The sequence below is a fragment of the Niastella koreensis GR20-10 genome (assembly GCF_000246855.1).
Taxonomy (GTDB): Bacteria; Bacteroidota; Bacteroidia; order Chitinophagales; family Chitinophagaceae; genus Niastella; species Niastella koreensis.
Window position 1 is genome coordinate 56555 of record NC_016609.1, and the last position, 18253, is coordinate 74807.

Annotated in this window: 15 protein-coding genes; all 15 read left to right on the forward strand. The window is 47.4% G+C overall.

What is annotated here, in order from left to right; genetic code table 11:
• Positions 1–5 precede the first annotated feature (5 nt).
• The 15 genes from NIAKO_RS00260 (at position 6) to NIAKO_RS00325 (ending at position 18253) form a co-directional block, all read left to right on the forward strand.
• On the forward strand, positions 6–1766 hold the full coding sequence (locus tag NIAKO_RS00260; protein WP_014216371.1) for a RagB/SusD family nutrient uptake outer membrane protein: 1761 nt from the start codon (positions 6–8) through the stop codon (positions 1764–1766).
• A gap of 319 nt (positions 1767–2085) precedes the next feature.
• Entirely contained in the window at positions 2086–3303 is a 1218-nt protein-coding gene (locus NIAKO_RS00265) for a right-handed parallel beta-helix repeat-containing protein (protein ID WP_014216372.1), read from the forward strand.
• A gap of 173 nt (positions 3304–3476) precedes the next feature.
• Positions 3477–5045: a BACON domain-containing protein gene (locus NIAKO_RS36260; RefSeq protein WP_014216373.1), complete on the forward strand. Its 1569-nt coding sequence runs from the start codon at positions 3477–3479 to the stop codon at positions 5043–5045.
• Between the two features lie 139 nt (positions 5046–5184).
• Positions 5185–7566, forward strand: coding sequence for a glycoside hydrolase family 3 N-terminal domain-containing protein (locus tag NIAKO_RS00275; protein WP_014216374.1), 2382 nt, complete (start codon positions 5185–5187; stop codon positions 7564–7566).
• A 176-nt stretch (positions 7567–7742) separates the two neighbouring features.
• The gene (locus NIAKO_RS39045) at positions 7743–7931 is read left to right on the forward strand and encodes an alpha/beta fold hydrolase (RefSeq protein WP_014216375.1); all 189 of its coding nucleotides are present in this window, start codon (positions 7743–7745) and stop codon (positions 7929–7931) included.
• A gap of 38 nt (positions 7932–7969) precedes the next feature.
• Positions 7970–8236 (forward strand): alpha/beta fold hydrolase family protein, encoded by a 267-nt coding sequence (locus NIAKO_RS39050; RefSeq protein WP_041346145.1) that lies wholly within the window; start codon positions 7970–7972, stop codon positions 8234–8236.
• Positions 8237–8275: 39 nt separating this feature from the next.
• Positions 8276–8869 (forward strand): dihydrofolate reductase family protein, encoded by a 594-nt coding sequence (locus NIAKO_RS00285; protein ID WP_014216376.1) that lies wholly within the window; start codon positions 8276–8278, stop codon positions 8867–8869.
• A 903-nt stretch (positions 8870–9772) separates the two neighbouring features.
• Positions 9773–10540 (forward strand): DeoR/GlpR family DNA-binding transcription regulator, encoded by a 768-nt coding sequence (locus NIAKO_RS00290; RefSeq protein WP_014216377.1) that lies wholly within the window; start codon positions 9773–9775, stop codon positions 10538–10540.
• Between the two features lie 21 nt (positions 10541–10561).
• Positions 10562–11974, forward strand: a complete 1413-nt coding sequence (locus NIAKO_RS00295) for an L-fucose/L-arabinose isomerase family protein (RefSeq protein ID WP_014216378.1) — start codon at positions 10562–10564, stop codon at positions 11972–11974.
• Positions 11975–12093: 119 nt separating this feature from the next.
• Positions 12094–12924 carry a transketolase gene (locus NIAKO_RS00300; protein WP_014216379.1) on the forward strand — a complete coding sequence of 277 codons (831 nt, stop codon included), beginning with the start codon at positions 12094–12096 and terminating at the stop codon, positions 12922–12924.
• 210 nt (positions 12925–13134) lie between these two features.
• The gene (locus NIAKO_RS00305; protein ID WP_014216380.1) at positions 13135–14094 is read left to right on the forward strand and encodes a transketolase family protein; all 960 of its coding nucleotides are present in this window, start codon (positions 13135–13137) and stop codon (positions 14092–14094) included.
• Positions 14095–14172: 78 nt separating this feature from the next.
• Complete coding sequence (locus tag NIAKO_RS00310; RefSeq protein WP_014216381.1) at positions 14173–15120, forward strand: D-ribose ABC transporter substrate-binding protein; 948 nt, start codon at positions 14173–14175, stop codon at positions 15118–15120.
• A 3-nt stretch (positions 15121–15123) separates the two neighbouring features.
• Positions 15124–15759, forward strand: a complete 636-nt coding sequence (locus tag NIAKO_RS00315; RefSeq protein ID WP_014216382.1) for a DUF2291 domain-containing protein — start codon at positions 15124–15126, stop codon at positions 15757–15759.
• A 2-nt stretch (positions 15760–15761) separates the two neighbouring features.
• Positions 15762–17276, forward strand: coding sequence for a sugar ABC transporter ATP-binding protein (locus tag NIAKO_RS00320; RefSeq protein WP_014216383.1), 1515 nt, complete (start codon positions 15762–15764; stop codon positions 17274–17276).
• A complete protein-coding gene (locus NIAKO_RS00325; protein WP_014216384.1) occupies positions 17276–18253 on the forward strand; it encodes an ABC transporter permease in 978 nt (325 codons plus the stop codon). The genes NIAKO_RS00320 and NIAKO_RS00325 overlap by 1 nt, the downstream gene beginning before the upstream one ends.

Consider the following 18253-nt stretch of genomic DNA (forward strand, 5'->3'; position numbering starts at 1 on the left):
GGAATATGAACAAGAAATTATTTAAATTATATACAATAGGCTGCGCATTTATGGTAGTAGCCACAACCGGCTGTACCAAGCTGCATGAAAAAGTAATTGATGAAGTACTGGGCTCCAATGCTGCAGCTCCCGAAAATGCACTGGCTTCAGCATACTCACAAATGGACAATGGTACTTTTACAAACCATGCCCAGGCATTTGCCCTGCAGGAGTATTCAACCGATGAAGCGATATTGCCTACCCGTGGCAGCGACTGGGGCGACGGTGGTATTTACCGCGCCATTCACGAGTTTACCTGGGGGGCCGACAATTCCATGATCACCAACACCTGGAACAGCCTTAATACCGGTATCACCCTCTCCCTCACCGCCATCAGCAGCATTAACAAATCAACTGCTGCCAACAAGGTCCAACTGCTGGCGGAAGCCAAAGCCCTGCTGGATCTGTACACTTTTCATTCGTTTGACCTGTTTGGCCAGGCGGCTTACCGCGACCCGGGTGTAGATAATGCACCACTGCAGGTTAGACAAGCTGCAACCGGCATCGACGATCTGATCAAAGATGTAGAATCATTGATTCCTGATCTCTCCAATTCAGGCCAGAATAATACAGGCAATGGGCGTTTTACCAAACAGGCTGCTTATGCGCTGCTGGCAGAAATGTACCTGAACCGCGCGGTTTTTAAAGATCGTTATGCAGCCAGTTTCAAGTTCGATGAACAGGCGGTTGATGGCAACGGAACCGATATGGACAAAGTGATCAGTTATACTACCCAACTCATTGGTTCAGGAAAATATAAACTGGAAAGCAACTTCTTCCACAACTTCGATATCGAGAACGGGAACGGAACGGAGCTGATCTATGTTATAACCCAGGATGTAAACACCCTTACCGGCAGTAGTAATAATTTTGCTTACATGCCTATGGAAAGAAACCAGAAACCGTCTACTGCTAACCGGGGTACCAATGCTTCCTGCATTACACCGGAGTTTTTTCATACCTGGGATAATAACCGGGATGATCCACGCTTTCAACGCCATTATCAATATGCCGATGGAACCTGGTTCATGAACGATGGTACCGATGTGAGCGTGCCCGCCAACAGCCTGGTAGTAGGTTCTTCCTTGTCATGGTTCCATTTTAACCGAGGTATGCAATATGGTCAGCAATATGGACCAAGCATCGTGGGTACTGACTTTGAGCACACCGCCGACGGACGGATTAAAGTAAACAAGCTGTATTGCGAGAAAGCTGCAACACAATTGATGGACTTCACCCCCGAGCTTAATTTTGATGATCCTAACCAGGGTGTATTTACCCAGGCCGAGATCAACCGGGGTGTTCGCCCTTTCAAATATGAGTTTGATCCGGAAGGTCTTAACAGCAAGAGCAATTGCGATCTGCCGGTTTATCGTTTAGGCGCTATGTATATTATGCGTGCCGAAGCGTATTTGCGCAAGAACATGACCAATGAGGCGCTGGCTGATGTGAATATACTGCGTACCAGCAGAACACGCGAAGCACTGTATGCCAACGCGCCTGGTAAAGCGCTTACATCAATTGATATGAACACGCTGTATGCTGAAACCGGTTTTGAAATGTACTGGGAAATGTACAGAAGAAAAGCGGCTATCCGCTTTGGTAAATTCGAGGCAGCTGGTACAACCAAACCCGTGTCTCAGCCTTTCCGCCGTATTTACCCCATCCCTCAGAGCACGATGGATGCTACAAAGCTCTTTGCACAGAACTTTGGCTATTCAAAATAAGTACGTACGCTGATGATTACTATAAAGGGCTTCCCGGCACATCGGGAGGCCCTTGTTTTTTAAAGAATAGTTTGGCATTTAACTATTTCTTTTTACTTTTAATGATCTCTCTCAGGAAATGGGGCTCGTACCAATTAATATGTAGACATTTCTCAGGTGTCGGTAAATATTGATGTAATGAGCTTTCCCTTAGTTATTTACTGTTGTTTTAATACGTAATACCCAGGTTATTCAACCGGTGTACGTGTATCGATATGCGTGTTCAAACTGCAGTCAGGGGATTGTTTTTTTATTAATCACTATAAAACCATTGCCATTTATGAAATGTAACATGCGACATGCATCAGCATTATGGGTGTTGATTGCAATGATGGGCGTAGCATTCTCCTGTCAGAAAAAAGCCATCAACGATCCGCTCACAGACAACACAAGCGTATCCCCGCAGGAAGAAACTCTTACCATCGACTCCACCATGACGCTGGCGCAGATCAACGCCGTTATTGCCTCAGCCAGCGCAGGCCAAACTGTATATGCCAGCGCAGGCACGTATAAAATAACCGGAAAAATTGTAATGAAGGCAGGCGTTTCTATTGTTAAGCTCACGGCTGTAAATCCCATCTTCAACGCCGCCTCATTAAGCAACATTCTCACCCTGAGCTTCGGGAATGAATGTGATAATACCCTGTTCCAGGGTATTACGTTCTGGAACATTCGTATTGTTTACACCAATACAAAAAAGCCCGTCATCAGGTATTGCATTTTTGACTATGCAAAACGGGCGGCCGGCACCAACAAAACCAACAACCTGAAAGACGATTATGTAGAGTTCCTGAGTACCGACAGTTCGCTCATTCAGAATTGTGTGTTCATTCATCGCGCCAGCGATCCCGGCCGGGGTGTTTGGACGAAGGGTTCTACCAATGCCCAGATCCTGAACAATACCTTTGGAAATGGCGGCACCACCGGGTATTTTGTATGCGCCATCAACGACAACAGTAAAAGCAATACGCTGATAGATAACAATATCCTGAACCGCAACCCCACATTGAATTCAATAGATTCATTGACCGATCATGGTATGTACGCCCATAGTTTTAACGGGTTATCCATTACCAATAATACCGTTTCAGGCTGGCCTGCCAATGGCAGCGGCGGATCGATAAAAGCACGTAACGGCGCTAACCTCACCATTGCCGGCAACACCCTGAACGATGCCGGTATACTCTTATACGAATACGTAAGCGATACGGCTAACCCATGGCTGAACTATGTTGTGGTACAGGACAATACCATTAATATTGCGAGCCCGGTCAATGATATTTACCATGGCATAGGGTATTACCGCGACAATACTACCGATTCAGAGTATTCGATCAACATTACCAATAACAAATTGCCCAATGGCGCGCTTAATATAACCGGCAACAACCTCAACGTGGCTAATTTCAATGCAGGGGGTGGGGGGGTGTTCAATAACGATGTGGCGCCAGGGTACTTTATACTGAAGGCCGGCATAAACAATTCAGGAAACTATTGATCGTTCCCTGCTTATAAAACCTGCCGTCATGAGAAACCGGGACGGCAGGTTCATTTGCACACTTATCAGCTAAAACTGCACGGTTATTGGCGAAAACGACGCATTGATGAGAATTGTCAGCTGTTTAAATTTCCGGATATTACTTTTGTCCGTAAATCAACGAACCCCTTCTCATGCGACCAAAGTTTTATTCGTCCTCGTTTATTTTACTCCTGTTCGTTCTTGTTTATTCCTGTAAGAAAAACGACACGCCGGCTCCTATACCCAACATGCACGTCAGCCGTACCAATGTGGAAATCGGCAGTGATGTGAATTATACTGATACAATTGTGATTTACTCGAATGTAGACTGGAAGATCGATCTGTCTGCCGGGGCCAGCGCCTGGTTATCGGTTGACCCGGTAAAAAAAGGAACAGGCGATAGCACGGTGGTTACCATAAAGGTGACTGCAGCCACTACCACTTCTTCACAAACCGGAACACTTACCATTACACCCGCAGCTTCGGCTGCGCAACCCATTCAGGTCAACATTTCACGAAAGATATACAGCCTGGTATGGCAAAAATGTTATGGAGGATCTGCAGATGACTATTGTTACGAAACGGCACTGTTACCCAGCGGTTCCTTTATTACAACTGGTTATTCGGTCAGTGTTGACGGTGACGCACTGGGAAATGCAGGCGTTTTTATGGGCTGGACATTGCGGGCGGGCAGCGATGGCAACAAGACCTGGCAAAAACAAATGGGCGGCTATGGCTCAGTTTATCAGTCTGTGGTAGCTTCATCGGATGGGGGCTCGGTTAATGCGGGCTATGCAATGGTAGCTAACGGACCCGATGATTTTTCCATTGTCAAATTCGATGCAAATGGGAATATAGTATGGAATAAGACCTATGGCGGGTCTAACGATGATTTGGCCTATAAAATTATTGCCACTGCAGATGGCGGATACCTGGTTTCGGGCGAAACAGAAAGCAATGATGGAGATGTTAAAAGCAATCACGGCGGTTGGGACATCTGGGTAATCAGGCTCGATGCCAATGGAAACCTTATTTGGGAGAAAACCTTTGGAGGCGCCGGTAATGAGTATTGGGCAAAAATAGCCGCCTGTACAGATGGCGGGTATGTTTTATTGAGCACTACCGAGAGCAATAATACAGGTGATGTTCAGTCAAATCATGGCCAGAATGATTTTTTGGTTGTAAAGATCGACGCCAGCGGGAATAAGCTATGGAGCAAAACCTATGGCGGTGCCAGTTTTGAATATACCTCTTCCGTTATTGGCGATGCCGATGGCGGCTGTATTTTATTGGGTTATACAACCAGTACCAATGGCGACGTAATGGGAAAGCAGGGAATAGATATGGATGCATGGGTGGTGAAACTTACCAAGGACGGTCAGATAGGCTGGCAGGCTGCGCTGGGTGGTTCTGGAAGCGATGCAGGCTTTAGCCTGGCGCGTTTACCCGATGGTCATATTGCAATAGCCGGTAACTCCGACAGTAAAGACCGCGGTATCACGGGTAATCATGGGAAATTGGATGTTTGGGTGTTGGTATTGGACACTACCGGTAAAGTAGTTTGGCAAAAATTGTTTGGCTCGTCGGATGGTGATGGCAATTCAGATATAGCTGTAATGGCAGATGGATCGTTGCTGGTTACAAATACTGTCTTTGGAAGTGATGGAGATGTGACCGGAAGTCATGGAGGAATAGACACCTGGATCTTTAAACTCAAATAAACGCTTATAACCCTTCAACCCCAATCAGTCCTTCCCGATAAGTCGGGAGGGGCTTTTTATTTACGCAAACGTTAGCGTAACATTCTCCCAGGCAGCGAGGCCTTTGTGGCTATATTTGTCACTTGCACATTATCATAATATGAAAGGAAGAAAATATCCCTTGTTTGCCTTGCTTGCCCTGCTTGGCGTTGCCTCATTCAAACCCCTCACCTCCATTTATAAGGACGGTTGGATCGATTTAAATAAGAACGGTAAGAAAGACATTTATGAAGACCCCAAGCAGTCGGTAAATGCCCGTACTGCCGACCTGTTGTCGAAAATGACCCTCGATGAGAAGACCTGCCAGATGGCCACCCTGTACGGTTGGCACCGGGTGTTGAAAGATTCTTTGCCAACGGATAGTTGGAAAAATGCGATCTGGAAAGATGGCATTGCCAATATAGATGAACACCTGAATGGTTTTGCCGGTTGGGGAAAAACGGCGCCGATAGACCTGGTAAAAGATATGGAAAAACACGTGTGGGCCATGAACGAGACCCAGCGTTTTTTTATAGAACAAACCCGCCTGGGTATTCCCGCCGATTTCACCAATGAAGGCATTCGCGGGGTGGAAGCCTACGAAGCTACCGGCTTTCCTACAGAGCTCAATATGGGCATGACCTGGAATAAAGAACTGGTGCACCAGGAAGGTATTATTACCGGGCGCGAAGCCCGCGCCCTGGGTTACACAAACGTGTATGCGCCTATTATGGATGTGGCGCGCGACCAGCGCTGGGGCCGGCTGGAAGAAAGTTATGGCGAAGATCCATACCTGGTAGCCAGTATGGGCATTGCCCTGGCAAAAGGTATTCAGCAGGATGGAAAGGTTGCCTCCACAGCGAAACATTTTGCGGTGTACAGCGCCAATAAGGGCGCCCGGGAAGGACAGGCCCGCACAGACCCGCAGGTAGCGCCGCGCGAAGTAGAGAATCTCCTGTTGTATCCTTTCAAGAAAGTAATAAAAGAAGCAGGCATCATGGGTGTAATGAGCTCGTACAACGATTACGACGGTATTCCTGTTTCGGGCAGTAATTACTGGCTCATCCAGCGCCTGCGGGTGGAGATGGGTTTTACCGGTTATGTAGTGAGCGACAGCGATGCCCTTGAGTACCTTGCCACCAAACACCATGTGGCTGCTAATTTAAAGGAAGCCGTTTTCCAGGCATTTATGGCGGGCATGAACGTGCGTACCACATTCAAGGCGCCGGATAGCATTATCATCTACCTGCGTCAGTTGGTGAAAGAAGGCCGCATACCCATGGATACCATCAATCACCGCGTGGCAGATGTGTTGCGCGTGAAATTCCGGTTGGGCTTGTTCGATCATCCGTATGTGGAGAGTGCAGCAGAAACCCGCAAAGTAGTAAACAGCGATGCCAGTCAGCAGATAGCCTTGCAGGCATCCCGCGAAAGTGTGGTGCTGTTGAAAAACAATAACAATATTCTTCCCCTGGTAAAAAGCCTGGATAAAATAGCCGTAGTAGGGCCCAACGCCACCGACGACGATTATGCGCATACGCATTATGGTCCGTTGGGGTCGCCCAGCGTAAATGTCTTACAGGGCATTCAGGCAAAGCTGGGCGCCGGTAAAGTATTATATGCAAAAGGTGTTGACCTGGTTGATAAAAACTGGCCGGAAAGTGAAATACTGCCCGAGCCAATGGATGCCGGCGAACAGGCCATGCTCGATTCTGCCGTAAATATTACCAAACAGGCGCAAATGGCGATTGTTGTTTTAGGCGGAAATACGCGTACTGCCGGCGAAAGCAAGAGCCGTACCGATCTCGATCTGCCCGGCCACCAGTTGGAACTGGTAAAAGCCATCAAAGCAACCGGCAAACCTGTGGTGGTAGTATTGCTCGGCACCCAACCCATGACCATTAACTGGATTGACAAGTACATCGATGGGATCGTATATGCAGGTTATCCAGGCGTAAAAGGCGGAATTGCCGTAGCCGATGTGTTGTTTGGTGATTACAATCCGGGTGGCAAGCTTACGCTTACCTGGCCAAAATCGGTTGGACAAATACCATTGAATTTCCCCAGCAAACCCGGTGCGCAGTCGGACGAGGGGGAACATGCAAAAATAAAAGGCCTGTTGTATCCCTTTGGTTTTGGCTTAAGCTATACCAGCTTTGGTTACACTAACCTGAAAATAAGCACCGGTAAAACGGCCGCCGATCCTGTTGCCGTAACCGTTGATGTTACCAATACCGGCAAGCTGGCCGGCGATGAAGTGGTGCAATGTTACATTCGTGATGTATTGAGTTCGGTAACCACGTACGAAAAGTTGTTGAAAGGCTTTGAACGCGTGCACCTGCAGGCCGGTGAAACCAAAACAATTTCCTTTACCATTCCACGTGAGGAGTTGAAATTATATAACCGTGAAATGAAATTTGTGCTGGAGCCCGGTGAGTTCAGCGTAATGATCGGTGGTTCCTCATCGGACATCAAACAAAAGGAAAGTTTCTTTATAAAATAGGGTAGTAAGCATACAAATTGAAATGGTCCGCCGCGTGGCGGACCGTTTTTGTTTATATACCTTTCTGTTTTGGCATAATTCACCCCTAAGTTGTCATTTTTACCCCGCATCAGATCCCGCCGGGAATTTTAGTTTTGTATTGTCAATAACAATTAAACTAAAAATTATCCAGCGTTATGAATCTACTCAAAACACGTACGCCACTCAGATCGGTACTACTGGTTGCAATTATGTTTGCCTCCTTCGTTTCAAACGCACAACAAACCAAACCTTCCGGCAGTGGTTACGCATCTGTTAATGGCGGTAAAGTGTATTACGAAGTATATGGTGAGGGTAAGCCGCTTGTTTTATTGCATGTGCCGTAGCGCCCGACAAAACAAAATGGACAAAGTTCCTGGAGCAGATGATTGCCTTTGCCGGCGTGCCCTTTGACCTGGGTGATGCCAATATTGCAAAGATCACTGCACCCGTATTACTGATCTCCGGCGACAATGACGGGCTGGATAAAATTGAACTGATAAAAACATATAAGCTATTGGGTGGTACGGTATGTGCTGATTTTGTAGGAATGCCAAAATCGCAGCTGGCCATTGTTCCATCACAAAGCCATGTGAGCCTGATGATGCAGACAACGACAATTTTAACCTGCCTGAACGGTTTTTTAAAGTAGCATAACCACTTTTATCTTAATTATAAAAAAGCAAATACAATGAGAAAAATAATTGTTTTTTCAATGATCACCTTAGATGGTGTAATGCAGGCCCCGGGCGGCCGGGAAGAAGACACCGCAGGCGGCTTTAAATTTGGCGGCTGGACAGCCCCTTACAGCGACGAGGTTTTTGGCAGGGTCTTACAGGAGGAGTTGAAACCGGCAGATTATCTTTTGGGCAGAAAAACATTCGAGCTGTGGGAAAGCTACTGGCCGCAGCATGCAGACTTTTGGCCAGCTATCAATGAGGGCGCCAAATATGTGTTTTCGCAAACCAGGGATCAATCAGATTGGAAGCACAGTAATTTCCTCAGGAGTGTGGAAGATCTCAAAAAGCTGAAGCATTCGGACGGTGGCGATATTCACGTTTGGGGCAGCAGCGAGCTTATTCAACTGTTGCTTAAACATGACCTGGCAGACGAGCTGCGGCTTAAAATTTATCCGTTGATCCTTGGAGAAGGAAAAAAACTGTTCCGGAACGGCGCCATCCCGGCAGCATATACATTATCAGAAAGCCAGGTAACAACAAAAGGGGTTATTGTGGCGTATTATAAGCGGGCTGGTGAGGTAGTAACCGGCAATGTAGGCGCTTAAATTTTGGAACAAATGATCTACATATCTCAATCAATTTCTATATCGATATAGAAGTTTGAATTTTCTGCCCAAATACCGCTTACAATACTTTCTTTCAAAGCGGATTGCTAAAGTTTTCTATAACGCTATAGTATAACTTACGCTATGGGGGCTTCCCGAATGGCGCTCCTATTCCGCCGGGATAGTGCCAGTCTGAACCGGGATTCATGAGATACATGGGATGGCTGGGAAATGGACGGCAAGTTCATGGGTTTTACTGCAACTTTCTTCGCAAATCCTTTTAGATTGCTCTTAGAATTCCCTTAGGCTTCTTCGCAAATTTGCGAAGAACTTGCGAAGCCTTTGCGAAGAAGGGTAAGGGGAGTCTTTGATCTGTCCCGGCAGAGTCGGAGAGTTGCTGGCCAGAACCCAGGATAGATCCGAAGCCAATTAATTTCAGTAGGTGTGTTGTTTACATAATCTCCTGTCCCAAACATCCCAACAATCCCATAAATCCCAGTTCAGACAGTAGCAACATGGCAGGGTAGTGGTAGGGATATACTCTGGAGACTGCCTGCAAACCGCCTGCGAACCCTACAGATACCCTGGTGGCTGCCAGACAATACCCAGGCAATCCTCAGGCAATACTTAGACAATACCCAGGCAGTATCACTACCATTATGCTCCCTTACAATTTGTCCTGCTCTTCTCCCATTCCAGGAACTCATACATTCCAGTTCCGATAATTTTCGTTCGTAAATAATCAAAAATTATACATTTACACTATTTGATCTGATAATCAGTGAGATAGTATTTTTCTCATCCATCCGTCTATCCAAAAAATCCCAATCCAGACTTCTTTTATTTTGTTTTTTCTTCGATTGTTTTCCTATTTTTGATTCCTGGCCCCTCAAACTAAACTATATGTTAGCTAATCAAAGGCGGGAGAAAATTCTCGAAATGCTCCGTGAGGACGGTTCGGCAAAAGTGGGTGACCTGGCGCGGATCTTCAAAGTAACCGAAGTGACCATCCGCCAGGATCTGGAAAAGTTGGAGAAAGAAGAAATGGTGATCCGCGAACATGGCGGCGCCTATTTGAAAAATATCGGGAACCACGTAAACGAGTTTTATGTGGCCCACTCGGAATTACAAACAGCAGCCAAAGAAAAGATCGCTGCCAAATGCCTCGAGTTCATTGAAAGCGGCGACACCATCATTCTCGATTCCGGTTCAACCGTAACCGAGATCGCGCGTAAATTAAAAGGGTTCAGAAACCTGACGGTAATCACCAACGCCCTGAACATTGCCATGATGCTGGGAACCGAACCAGGCATAGAAGTAGTAATGACCGGCGGTGAATTTAAACCTCCCACCTTATCGCTGACCGGTCAAAAAGCAGCCGACTTTTTTAAAGGCATCAATGTTTCCAAGCTCTTTTTAGCTACAGCGGGCATTTCCCTGAAATCGGGATTGACCTACCCCAGCTTAAGCGATATTATAGTAAAGAAAGCCATGATAGAAGCGGCCGAAACCACTTACCTGGTGGCCGATTCTTCCAAAATAGGAAAGAACGCCTTTGCCAGTTTAGGCGCGTTGTCGCTTATTAATTACATCATTACCGATGATGGCATTGATGACAAAGACAGAAAACTGTTTGAAGAACACGAAATCGAACTCATAGTAGCCAGTTAATAAACCACAATAAAATTACAGATGAAGACTGCTAAAACAACGCTCGGTGTTATCATTGGAAACAGAGATTTTTTTCCTGATAAATTAGTGGCCGAAGCACGCACCGAAATTGTTGCCCTGTTTGAAAAACTGAACATCACGCCCATCTTATTAACTGATGCCGATACCAAATTGGGTGGCGTGGAAACTTTTAAAGAAGCGCAGCGTTGCGCCGATCTGTTTAAAAAACATGCTGCCGATATCCAGGGTATCCTGGTGGTGTTGCCCAACTTCGGTGACGAAAAAGGTGTGGCCGAAACCATCAAGCTGGCTAACCTCAACGTACCCGTGCTGGTGCAGGGTTATCCCGATGACCTGAAGAAAATGGATGTAGTGAACAGAAGGGATGCCTGGTGCGGAAAGATCTCTGTTTGCAATAACTTATATCAATTTGGAATAAAATACTCCCTTACTACCAAACATGTGGTAAGCCCCTCTGACGAATCGTTTATTGCCGATCTTCAACATTTCATTGCCGTGTGCCGGGTTGTAAAAGGTATGCGCAATGTACGTATCGGTGCTGTAGGCGCCCGTCCAGGCGCCTTCAATACCGTGCGCTACAGCGAAAAGATCCTGCAGCGCAATGGCATCTCCGTTACCACGGTTGACCTGTCTGAAATTTTAGGCAACGCCAACAAATTAACAGCCGACCATGCCCGCGTAAAAGAAAAACTGGAAGGTATTAAAGCATATACCCCAACGGGTAAAACGCCTAATGATAAGCTGGTGCAAATTGCCAAGCTGGATGTGGTGCTGGCCGATTTTATGGCCGAGAACGCACTCGACGCCACCGCTATTCAATGCTGGACCTCCCTGCAGCAAAACTATGGTTGCAATGTGTGTACCAACATGAGCATGATGAGTGAGAACATGCTGCCAAGCGCCTGTGAAGTGGATGTTACCGGAACCTTAAGCATGTATGCCATGCAGTTAGCATCCGGCACTCCCAGCGCCCTGGTTGACTGGAACAACAACTACGCCGATGACGATTCCAAATGCGTACTGTTCCATTGTGGTAACTGGGCCAAATCATTCCTGCCCGATATCCAGATCAGCACGGCGCCCATCCTGGGTACCTCAGTAGGGGTTGAAAATACTTACGGTGCACTGGATGGCCGTACGCCTGCTTCGCCATTGACATTTGGCAGAATCAGTACCGACGACAGCCAGGGCATTATTAAAGCCTATGTAGGTGAAGGTGAGCTCACCAACGATGCATTGAACACCTTTGGTAACCGCGCCGTTGCCCGGATCAATAACCTGCAGGGCCTTATGCAGTATGTATGTAGAAATGGCTTCGAGCACCATGTGGTGATGAATGCGTCTAAAACAGCGGGTATTTTAACAGAGGCATTTGATAATTATTTGGGATGGAAGGTGTATACACATGCTTAGTTAACAGGTTGACAGGTTAACCTGTTAACAGGGGTGACAGGGTTGACAGGTTGATAAAGTTGATAAAGTTGACAGAGGAAGCGTGAAGTATGAAGTCTTCTGCCAAAAAAGAACATGATATGAACAAACAACAACTGGAGCAAAAGTCTGTCGAGTACAGAAAAAAGATCCTCAAGTATATAGTGGGGGCTAAAGCCGGTCATACCGGTGGCAGCCTGTCGTGTACCGATATCCTGAACGTGTTGTACAACCATGCGTTGAAGGTATCGCCACAAACCTTTACTTCGCCCGACAGGGACCGGTACATTCAAAGCAAGGGGCATTGTGTGGAAGCGTTGTTTGTAGTGCTGGCCGATAAAGGATTTTTTCCGGAAGAACATTTGGAAACGCTTTGTCAGTATAAATCGCATTACATCGGTCACCCTACGCGTAAAGTAAAGGGGGTAGAACAAAATACCGGCGCCCTGGGTCATGGCTTACCCATTTCCGTGGGAAACGCCATTGCCGCCAAACTGGACAAACGCGATTATAAAGTATATACCCTCATGGGCGATGGAGAATTGCCCGAAGGCTCCAACTGGGAAGCGGCTTTAACCGCAGCGCACTACAAGCTCGATAACCTGTGCGCCATCGTAGATAAAAATACCTTGCAGATCACTGCGCCTACGGCAGAAGTATGTAATACCGATCCGTTGGATGAAAAATGGAAAGCGTTTGGCTGGGCCGTAAAGGAAGTAGACGGACACGATATAGACGCATTGAAAGCAGCCTTCGACAGCCTGCCGTTTGAACCCGGTAAACCCAGTGTGATCATTGCCCATACCGTAAAAGGCAAGGGCGTGAGCTTTATGGAGAATAATTTGAAGTGGCACCATGGGGTACCTAGTAAAGAAGAGTATGCGTTGGCGTTGAGTGAGCTGGATAATAGCATGGCAAAGGCAGTTGTTTAAAAGAAGGCTGAAGGCCAAAAGCCAAAAGCCAAAAGCTGAAAGCAAACAGCCAGCTATAAGCTGTAAGCCATAAGCTTTAAGCAATACACTTCAGCGCGGCAGAAGCGGTAAAACAGTTGTATTTGCTTTTTGCTTTTACCTTAAGGCTTTTACCCCGCAACAAAGAACCAGGGACTTCCAACCTGAAACATGTAACCTGTAACAAAAAGTATGGCTCATATAGAACCAACAGATCCGAACGGATACAAACCCAACCAGGAGATCTTCTCGGAAGTGCTCCAGGAATTAGCAGCAAATGACAGGGACATCATTGCGGTGACCAGCGACTCCCGTGGATCGGGCAAACTGGTTCCCTTTGGCAAAAAATTCCCTGAGCAGATTGTTGAAGTAGGTATTGCCGAACAAAACCTGGTAGGCGTAGCCGCTGGTTTGGCTGCTGCCGGTAAAAAAGTATTTGCAGTTTCTCCCGCCTGCTTTTTAACCGCGCGGGCGCTGGAGCAGATCAAGAACGATGTGGCGTATAGCGACAATCCCGTTACGGTAGTAGGCATCAGCGCCGGCGTAAGTTATGGCGCGCTCGGTTCTACCCACCACAGTCTGCACGACTTTGCCGCGCTCCGCTGCATCAACAACATTACCGTTGTAGTGCCCGCCGATAATTTTGAAACGGCCCAGGCTACGGCGCTGGCGGCAAAAACCAACAGTCCGGTGTACCTGCGTTTTGGCAAAAAGGTAATGAACAGCCTGAAGGAAGTGAACGACGATACCTTCGCCTTTGGCAAGGGCCGCGTGATCACCGAAGGGAACGATGCCGCTGTTATTGCTTGTGGTGAAACGGTATATCCTGCTGTACAGGCGGCAAAGCTGCTGGCCGAACGGGGTATTAACGTTACCGTGGTAAGTATGCATACCATCAAGCCGCTGGATACCGATCTGCTGGCGAAGCTGGCTGCTAAATGCAAAGCCATTGTTACCGTGGAAGAACACAGTGTGTACGGCGGATTGGGTGAAGCCTGTGCATCTTACCTGATGCAGCATGGTTTGCACAAGCCATTCCGCATTATTGGTATTCCCGATGAATATACGGTGACCGGTTCACAACAGGATATTTTCAATCACTATCAGCTTACCAAAGAAGGGATAGCTGATGTGGTGAAAGAATTAATATGACCTGTCAGGTGGACGGCATTGGCTTGAAATTTCAGCATGCATAAGTCCACCTGACAGGTCTGCCAAAAACATTTCCATATGAAGCGTAGCTTGCCGATATTGATAACATTGCTTGGTCTGCTGCTGGGGTTTACCCGGTGTAAACAACAAAAGACCACAACCGGGAAAAAGAAAATAGCCGTTGTGGTATCAACGCTCAATAATCCCTGGTTTGTTTTCCTGGCCGAAACCGCGGCCGCCAAAGCCACGGCCCTTGGCTACGATGCCAAGATCTTCGATTCGCAGAATAACACCAGTACCGAAGGCGATAACTTCGACAACATTATTGTAGCCGGTTATGATGCCATTCTCTTTAACTCAACCGATGCCAATGGCTCGGTGGCCAATGTAATGAAAGCAAAGGCGGCAAAAATTCCGGTGTTTTGTATGGACCGTGAGATCAATGCCACCAATGCCGCTACCTCGCAAATCCTCTCCGACAGTTACTCCGGCGCCGTTGCCATAGGAGTAGACTTTACCAGACAATTGAATAAGAAAGGCAACTATGTGGAGCTGCTTGGCCTGGTTGGTGATAACAACACGTGGGCGCGCTCAAAAGGTTTTCACAGCGTTACCGATAATTACCCGGGTTTAAAAATGGTGGCCCAGCAAAGCGCCGACTTCGATCGCAATAAAGCCATGGAAGTAATGGAAAGCATTCTGCAGGCGCATCCCGATATCGACGCCGTGTTCTGCGGCAACGATGGCATGGCCATGGGCGCCTATCAGGCACTGGTAGCCGCCGGCAAAGCCCTCAAAGTAAAAGTGTTTGGCTTTGATGGCGCAGAAGACGTGATTACCGCCATTAAAGAAAATAAGGTGTATGGCACCGGCATGCAGTTTCCCAAAGTAATGGCGGAAACCGCCGCGCAGTTTGCCGATGAATACATTAAGGGCAGAAGGGATTTTCCCCAGAAGATCCCGGTAGCGGTAGAACTGGTGACACCCAAAAATATCAACGATTATATTGCCTACGGAAAAAAATAAAGTATGGCCAGGAAAATTATAAAATACGGGTTGCTTACGCTTATTGTATGTTTGGTTGCCTATAAATCTGTGTTCATCGCAAAACTCAGCGAACTGCAGTCGGTAGAACCCAAAGCTTTTGATGCCCCTGCGTATGTGGCAAAGCTATGGGATGGCAGGCTACCCGCCCGCCTCGACAGCGCCATCTCCCTCGATGCCTTGCAAACAGCTATGAAGTCAAATGCCGGCGCTGCTTTCGATACGTATTTCAATTCCATGAGCATTGGTAACATCCGCTATGGCCTGGTGAAATTAACCGGTAAAGTAACGGCGGTGAATGACGATGATGTAACCGTGGTAACCGGTAACAGCAATGAACCGCTCACTGTGAAGATTGCTACCGAATACGTATATGGCAATGCGATCAGGGATGCCTCCCGCCTGGTTGACATCAAGGATTTTGTAAACACCCAGGACCTGAATGGTATATCTGAAGAACTGAATAAAAGGATAAGGAATGTAGTGCTGCCGCCTTTTAAATCGAAAGTGAAGAAGGATGATGCTATTGCCTGTGTAGGTGCTATAGAGTTGAATGAAGCGCATTATTCGCTCAATGATCTGGAAATTATACCTGTTCAATGTAAAATCATTCAACAATAACCATGTTGATTGCACAAAACATAACGAAAAAGTTTGCCGGGGTTACCGCCCTCAATAACGTGAACCTGGAGTTGCATCCCGGTAAGGTGAATGCAATAATAGGGGAGAATGGCGCCGGTAAGAGTACCCTCATGAAAGTGTTGTCGGGCGTGTACGTTGATTATGAAGGGAGCATTATTTACAACAACGAGCCGTTAAAACTCACCGGCACCAAAGATGCAGAAGCAAAAGGCATAGTGATCATTCACCAGGAGCTGAACCTGGTGCCGGGCCTCAGCATCACCGAAAATATCTTCCTGGGCCGTGAGCGTTGCAATGCCGTAGGCATACTGGATAAAAAAGCAATGGCGCGCGAAACCCGCACGCTGCTGGAAAAAGTAAAACTGGATGCCGATCCCGGTCAGCTGGTAGGCTCCTTAAAAGTTGGTCAGCAGCAATTGGTAGAGATCGCCAAAGCCCTGCATACAAAGGCCAATGTGATCATTATGGATGAGCCTACGTCGGCCATCAGTGATAAAGAGGCAGACAACCTGTTTGTGATCATCAACGAACTGCGCAGCGAAGGCAAAACCATCGTTTATATTTCACATAAACTGAAAGAATTGTTTACCATAGCTGACCGGTTTGTGGTGATGCGCGATGGCTGTTCGGTAGATAGCGGGTTAATGGCCGAAATGACGCAGGATGAACTGATCCGTAGAATGACGGGCCGTGCAGTGAACGGGACCACCAACCATCCCACGCAAACATTTACCGAACCGGTGTTGCAGGTGCGTGACATCAATCTGAAAAGCGCCTCCCGCCTTAAAAACAATGTGCTCACAGATATTACCTTCACCCTGCACAAAGGCGAGATCGTTGGATTGTATGGATTGATGGGCGCCGGCCGCACGGAGTTGATGGAGACCTTGTTTGGCATGCATCCCAAAAGGGCCACCGGTAACATCTTCGTCAATGAAAAAAGAGTACAGATCCAATCGCCCATCCAGGCCATTCAACAGGGAATTGCCCTGGTGCCGGAAGACAGAAAAGCACATGGCCTGATCCTGGACCAAAAGATAAAAACGAATATCAGCATTACGGTGCTGGACACGCTGGAAAAATGGGGGATCGTACTTCGTAATAAAAAAGAAACCGAGTTATCGAAAGACTATATTCAACAGCTGGGTATTAAAACCCATTCTGAAAACAACCTGGCCGGTAACCTGAGCGGAGGCAATCAGCAAAAGATCGTGCTGGCCAAATGGCTGGCTACCAATCCCAGCATTTTGTTGTTGGATGAACCTACGCGGGGTATCGACATCAATGCCCGGTTCGAGATCTACAACCTGATGAAGAAACTGGCATCGGCCGGCATGGCCATTCTGCTGGTATCGTCGGAACTGCCGGAGATCCTCATTGCTTCGCACCGCGTGCTGGTAATGGCAGAAGGAAGGCTCACTGCCAATATTCCCATTGCCGAAGCCACCGAAAGCAATATTCTGAAACATGCCATACAACATAATATTACTGCCTGATGACTGCGATTCAAAGAAATAATACGATAAACCTTTCCCGGTTGCAATCCCTGATCGCGCTGGTTGTGCTGTGTACCATCATTGCCATCTTAAGCGATAAGTTCCTTACCATGGACAATGGCTGGAATGTGTTAAGGCAGATAGCAGTGAATATTTGCATATCCGTGGGCATGACCCTGATTGTTTTAACAGCAGGCATCGATTTGTCTGTAGGATCTATACTGGCCTTGTGTGGCGCTGTCACCGCCGGATTATTAAAGAACGGGATCAAGCTGCCATCGGCCGATCTTTTTGTTGGTTTTACACTTTTAGGAGCCTTGCTGGGGGGCATCATTGTGGGCTCCCTGCTTGGCTGGTTCAATGGATTTGTAATTACGAAATTCAAAGTGCCGCCGTTTGTAGGCACCCTGGCCATGCTCACCATTGCACGCGGGCTGACCATGTTGTGGACGCAGGGCCATCCCATCAGTAACCTGGGGGCGCCGTTTGCCACTATCGGTACCGGCTGGCTGCTGGGTATTCCCGTACCGGTTTGGATAGCAGGTGTGGTGGTATTGCTGGCGGTATTTATTACCAGACAAACAAGGCTGGGCCGCTATATTTATGCCATTGGTGGTAATGAAAATGCGGCCATCTTATCGGGCATCAACATTAATAAAGTAAAACTTATTGTATACAGCATTGCCGGTGCATTGGCAGCAGTAGGTGGCATTATGGTCACCTCCCGGCTCGACTCGGCGCAACCCAATGCCGGTACCGGTTACGAACTGGATGCTATTGCAGCAGTCGTGATCGGTGGCACTTCTTTATCAGGAGGGAAGGGCAGCATTGGCGGTACCGTAATGGGCGCAGTGATCATCGGCGTATTGAATAACGGCCTCGTGTTGTTGAACGTATCACCCTTCTGGCAACAGGTAGTAAAAGGGGCTGTTATTTTAATTGCAGTTATAATTGACAAAGGCGGTAATAAGAAATAA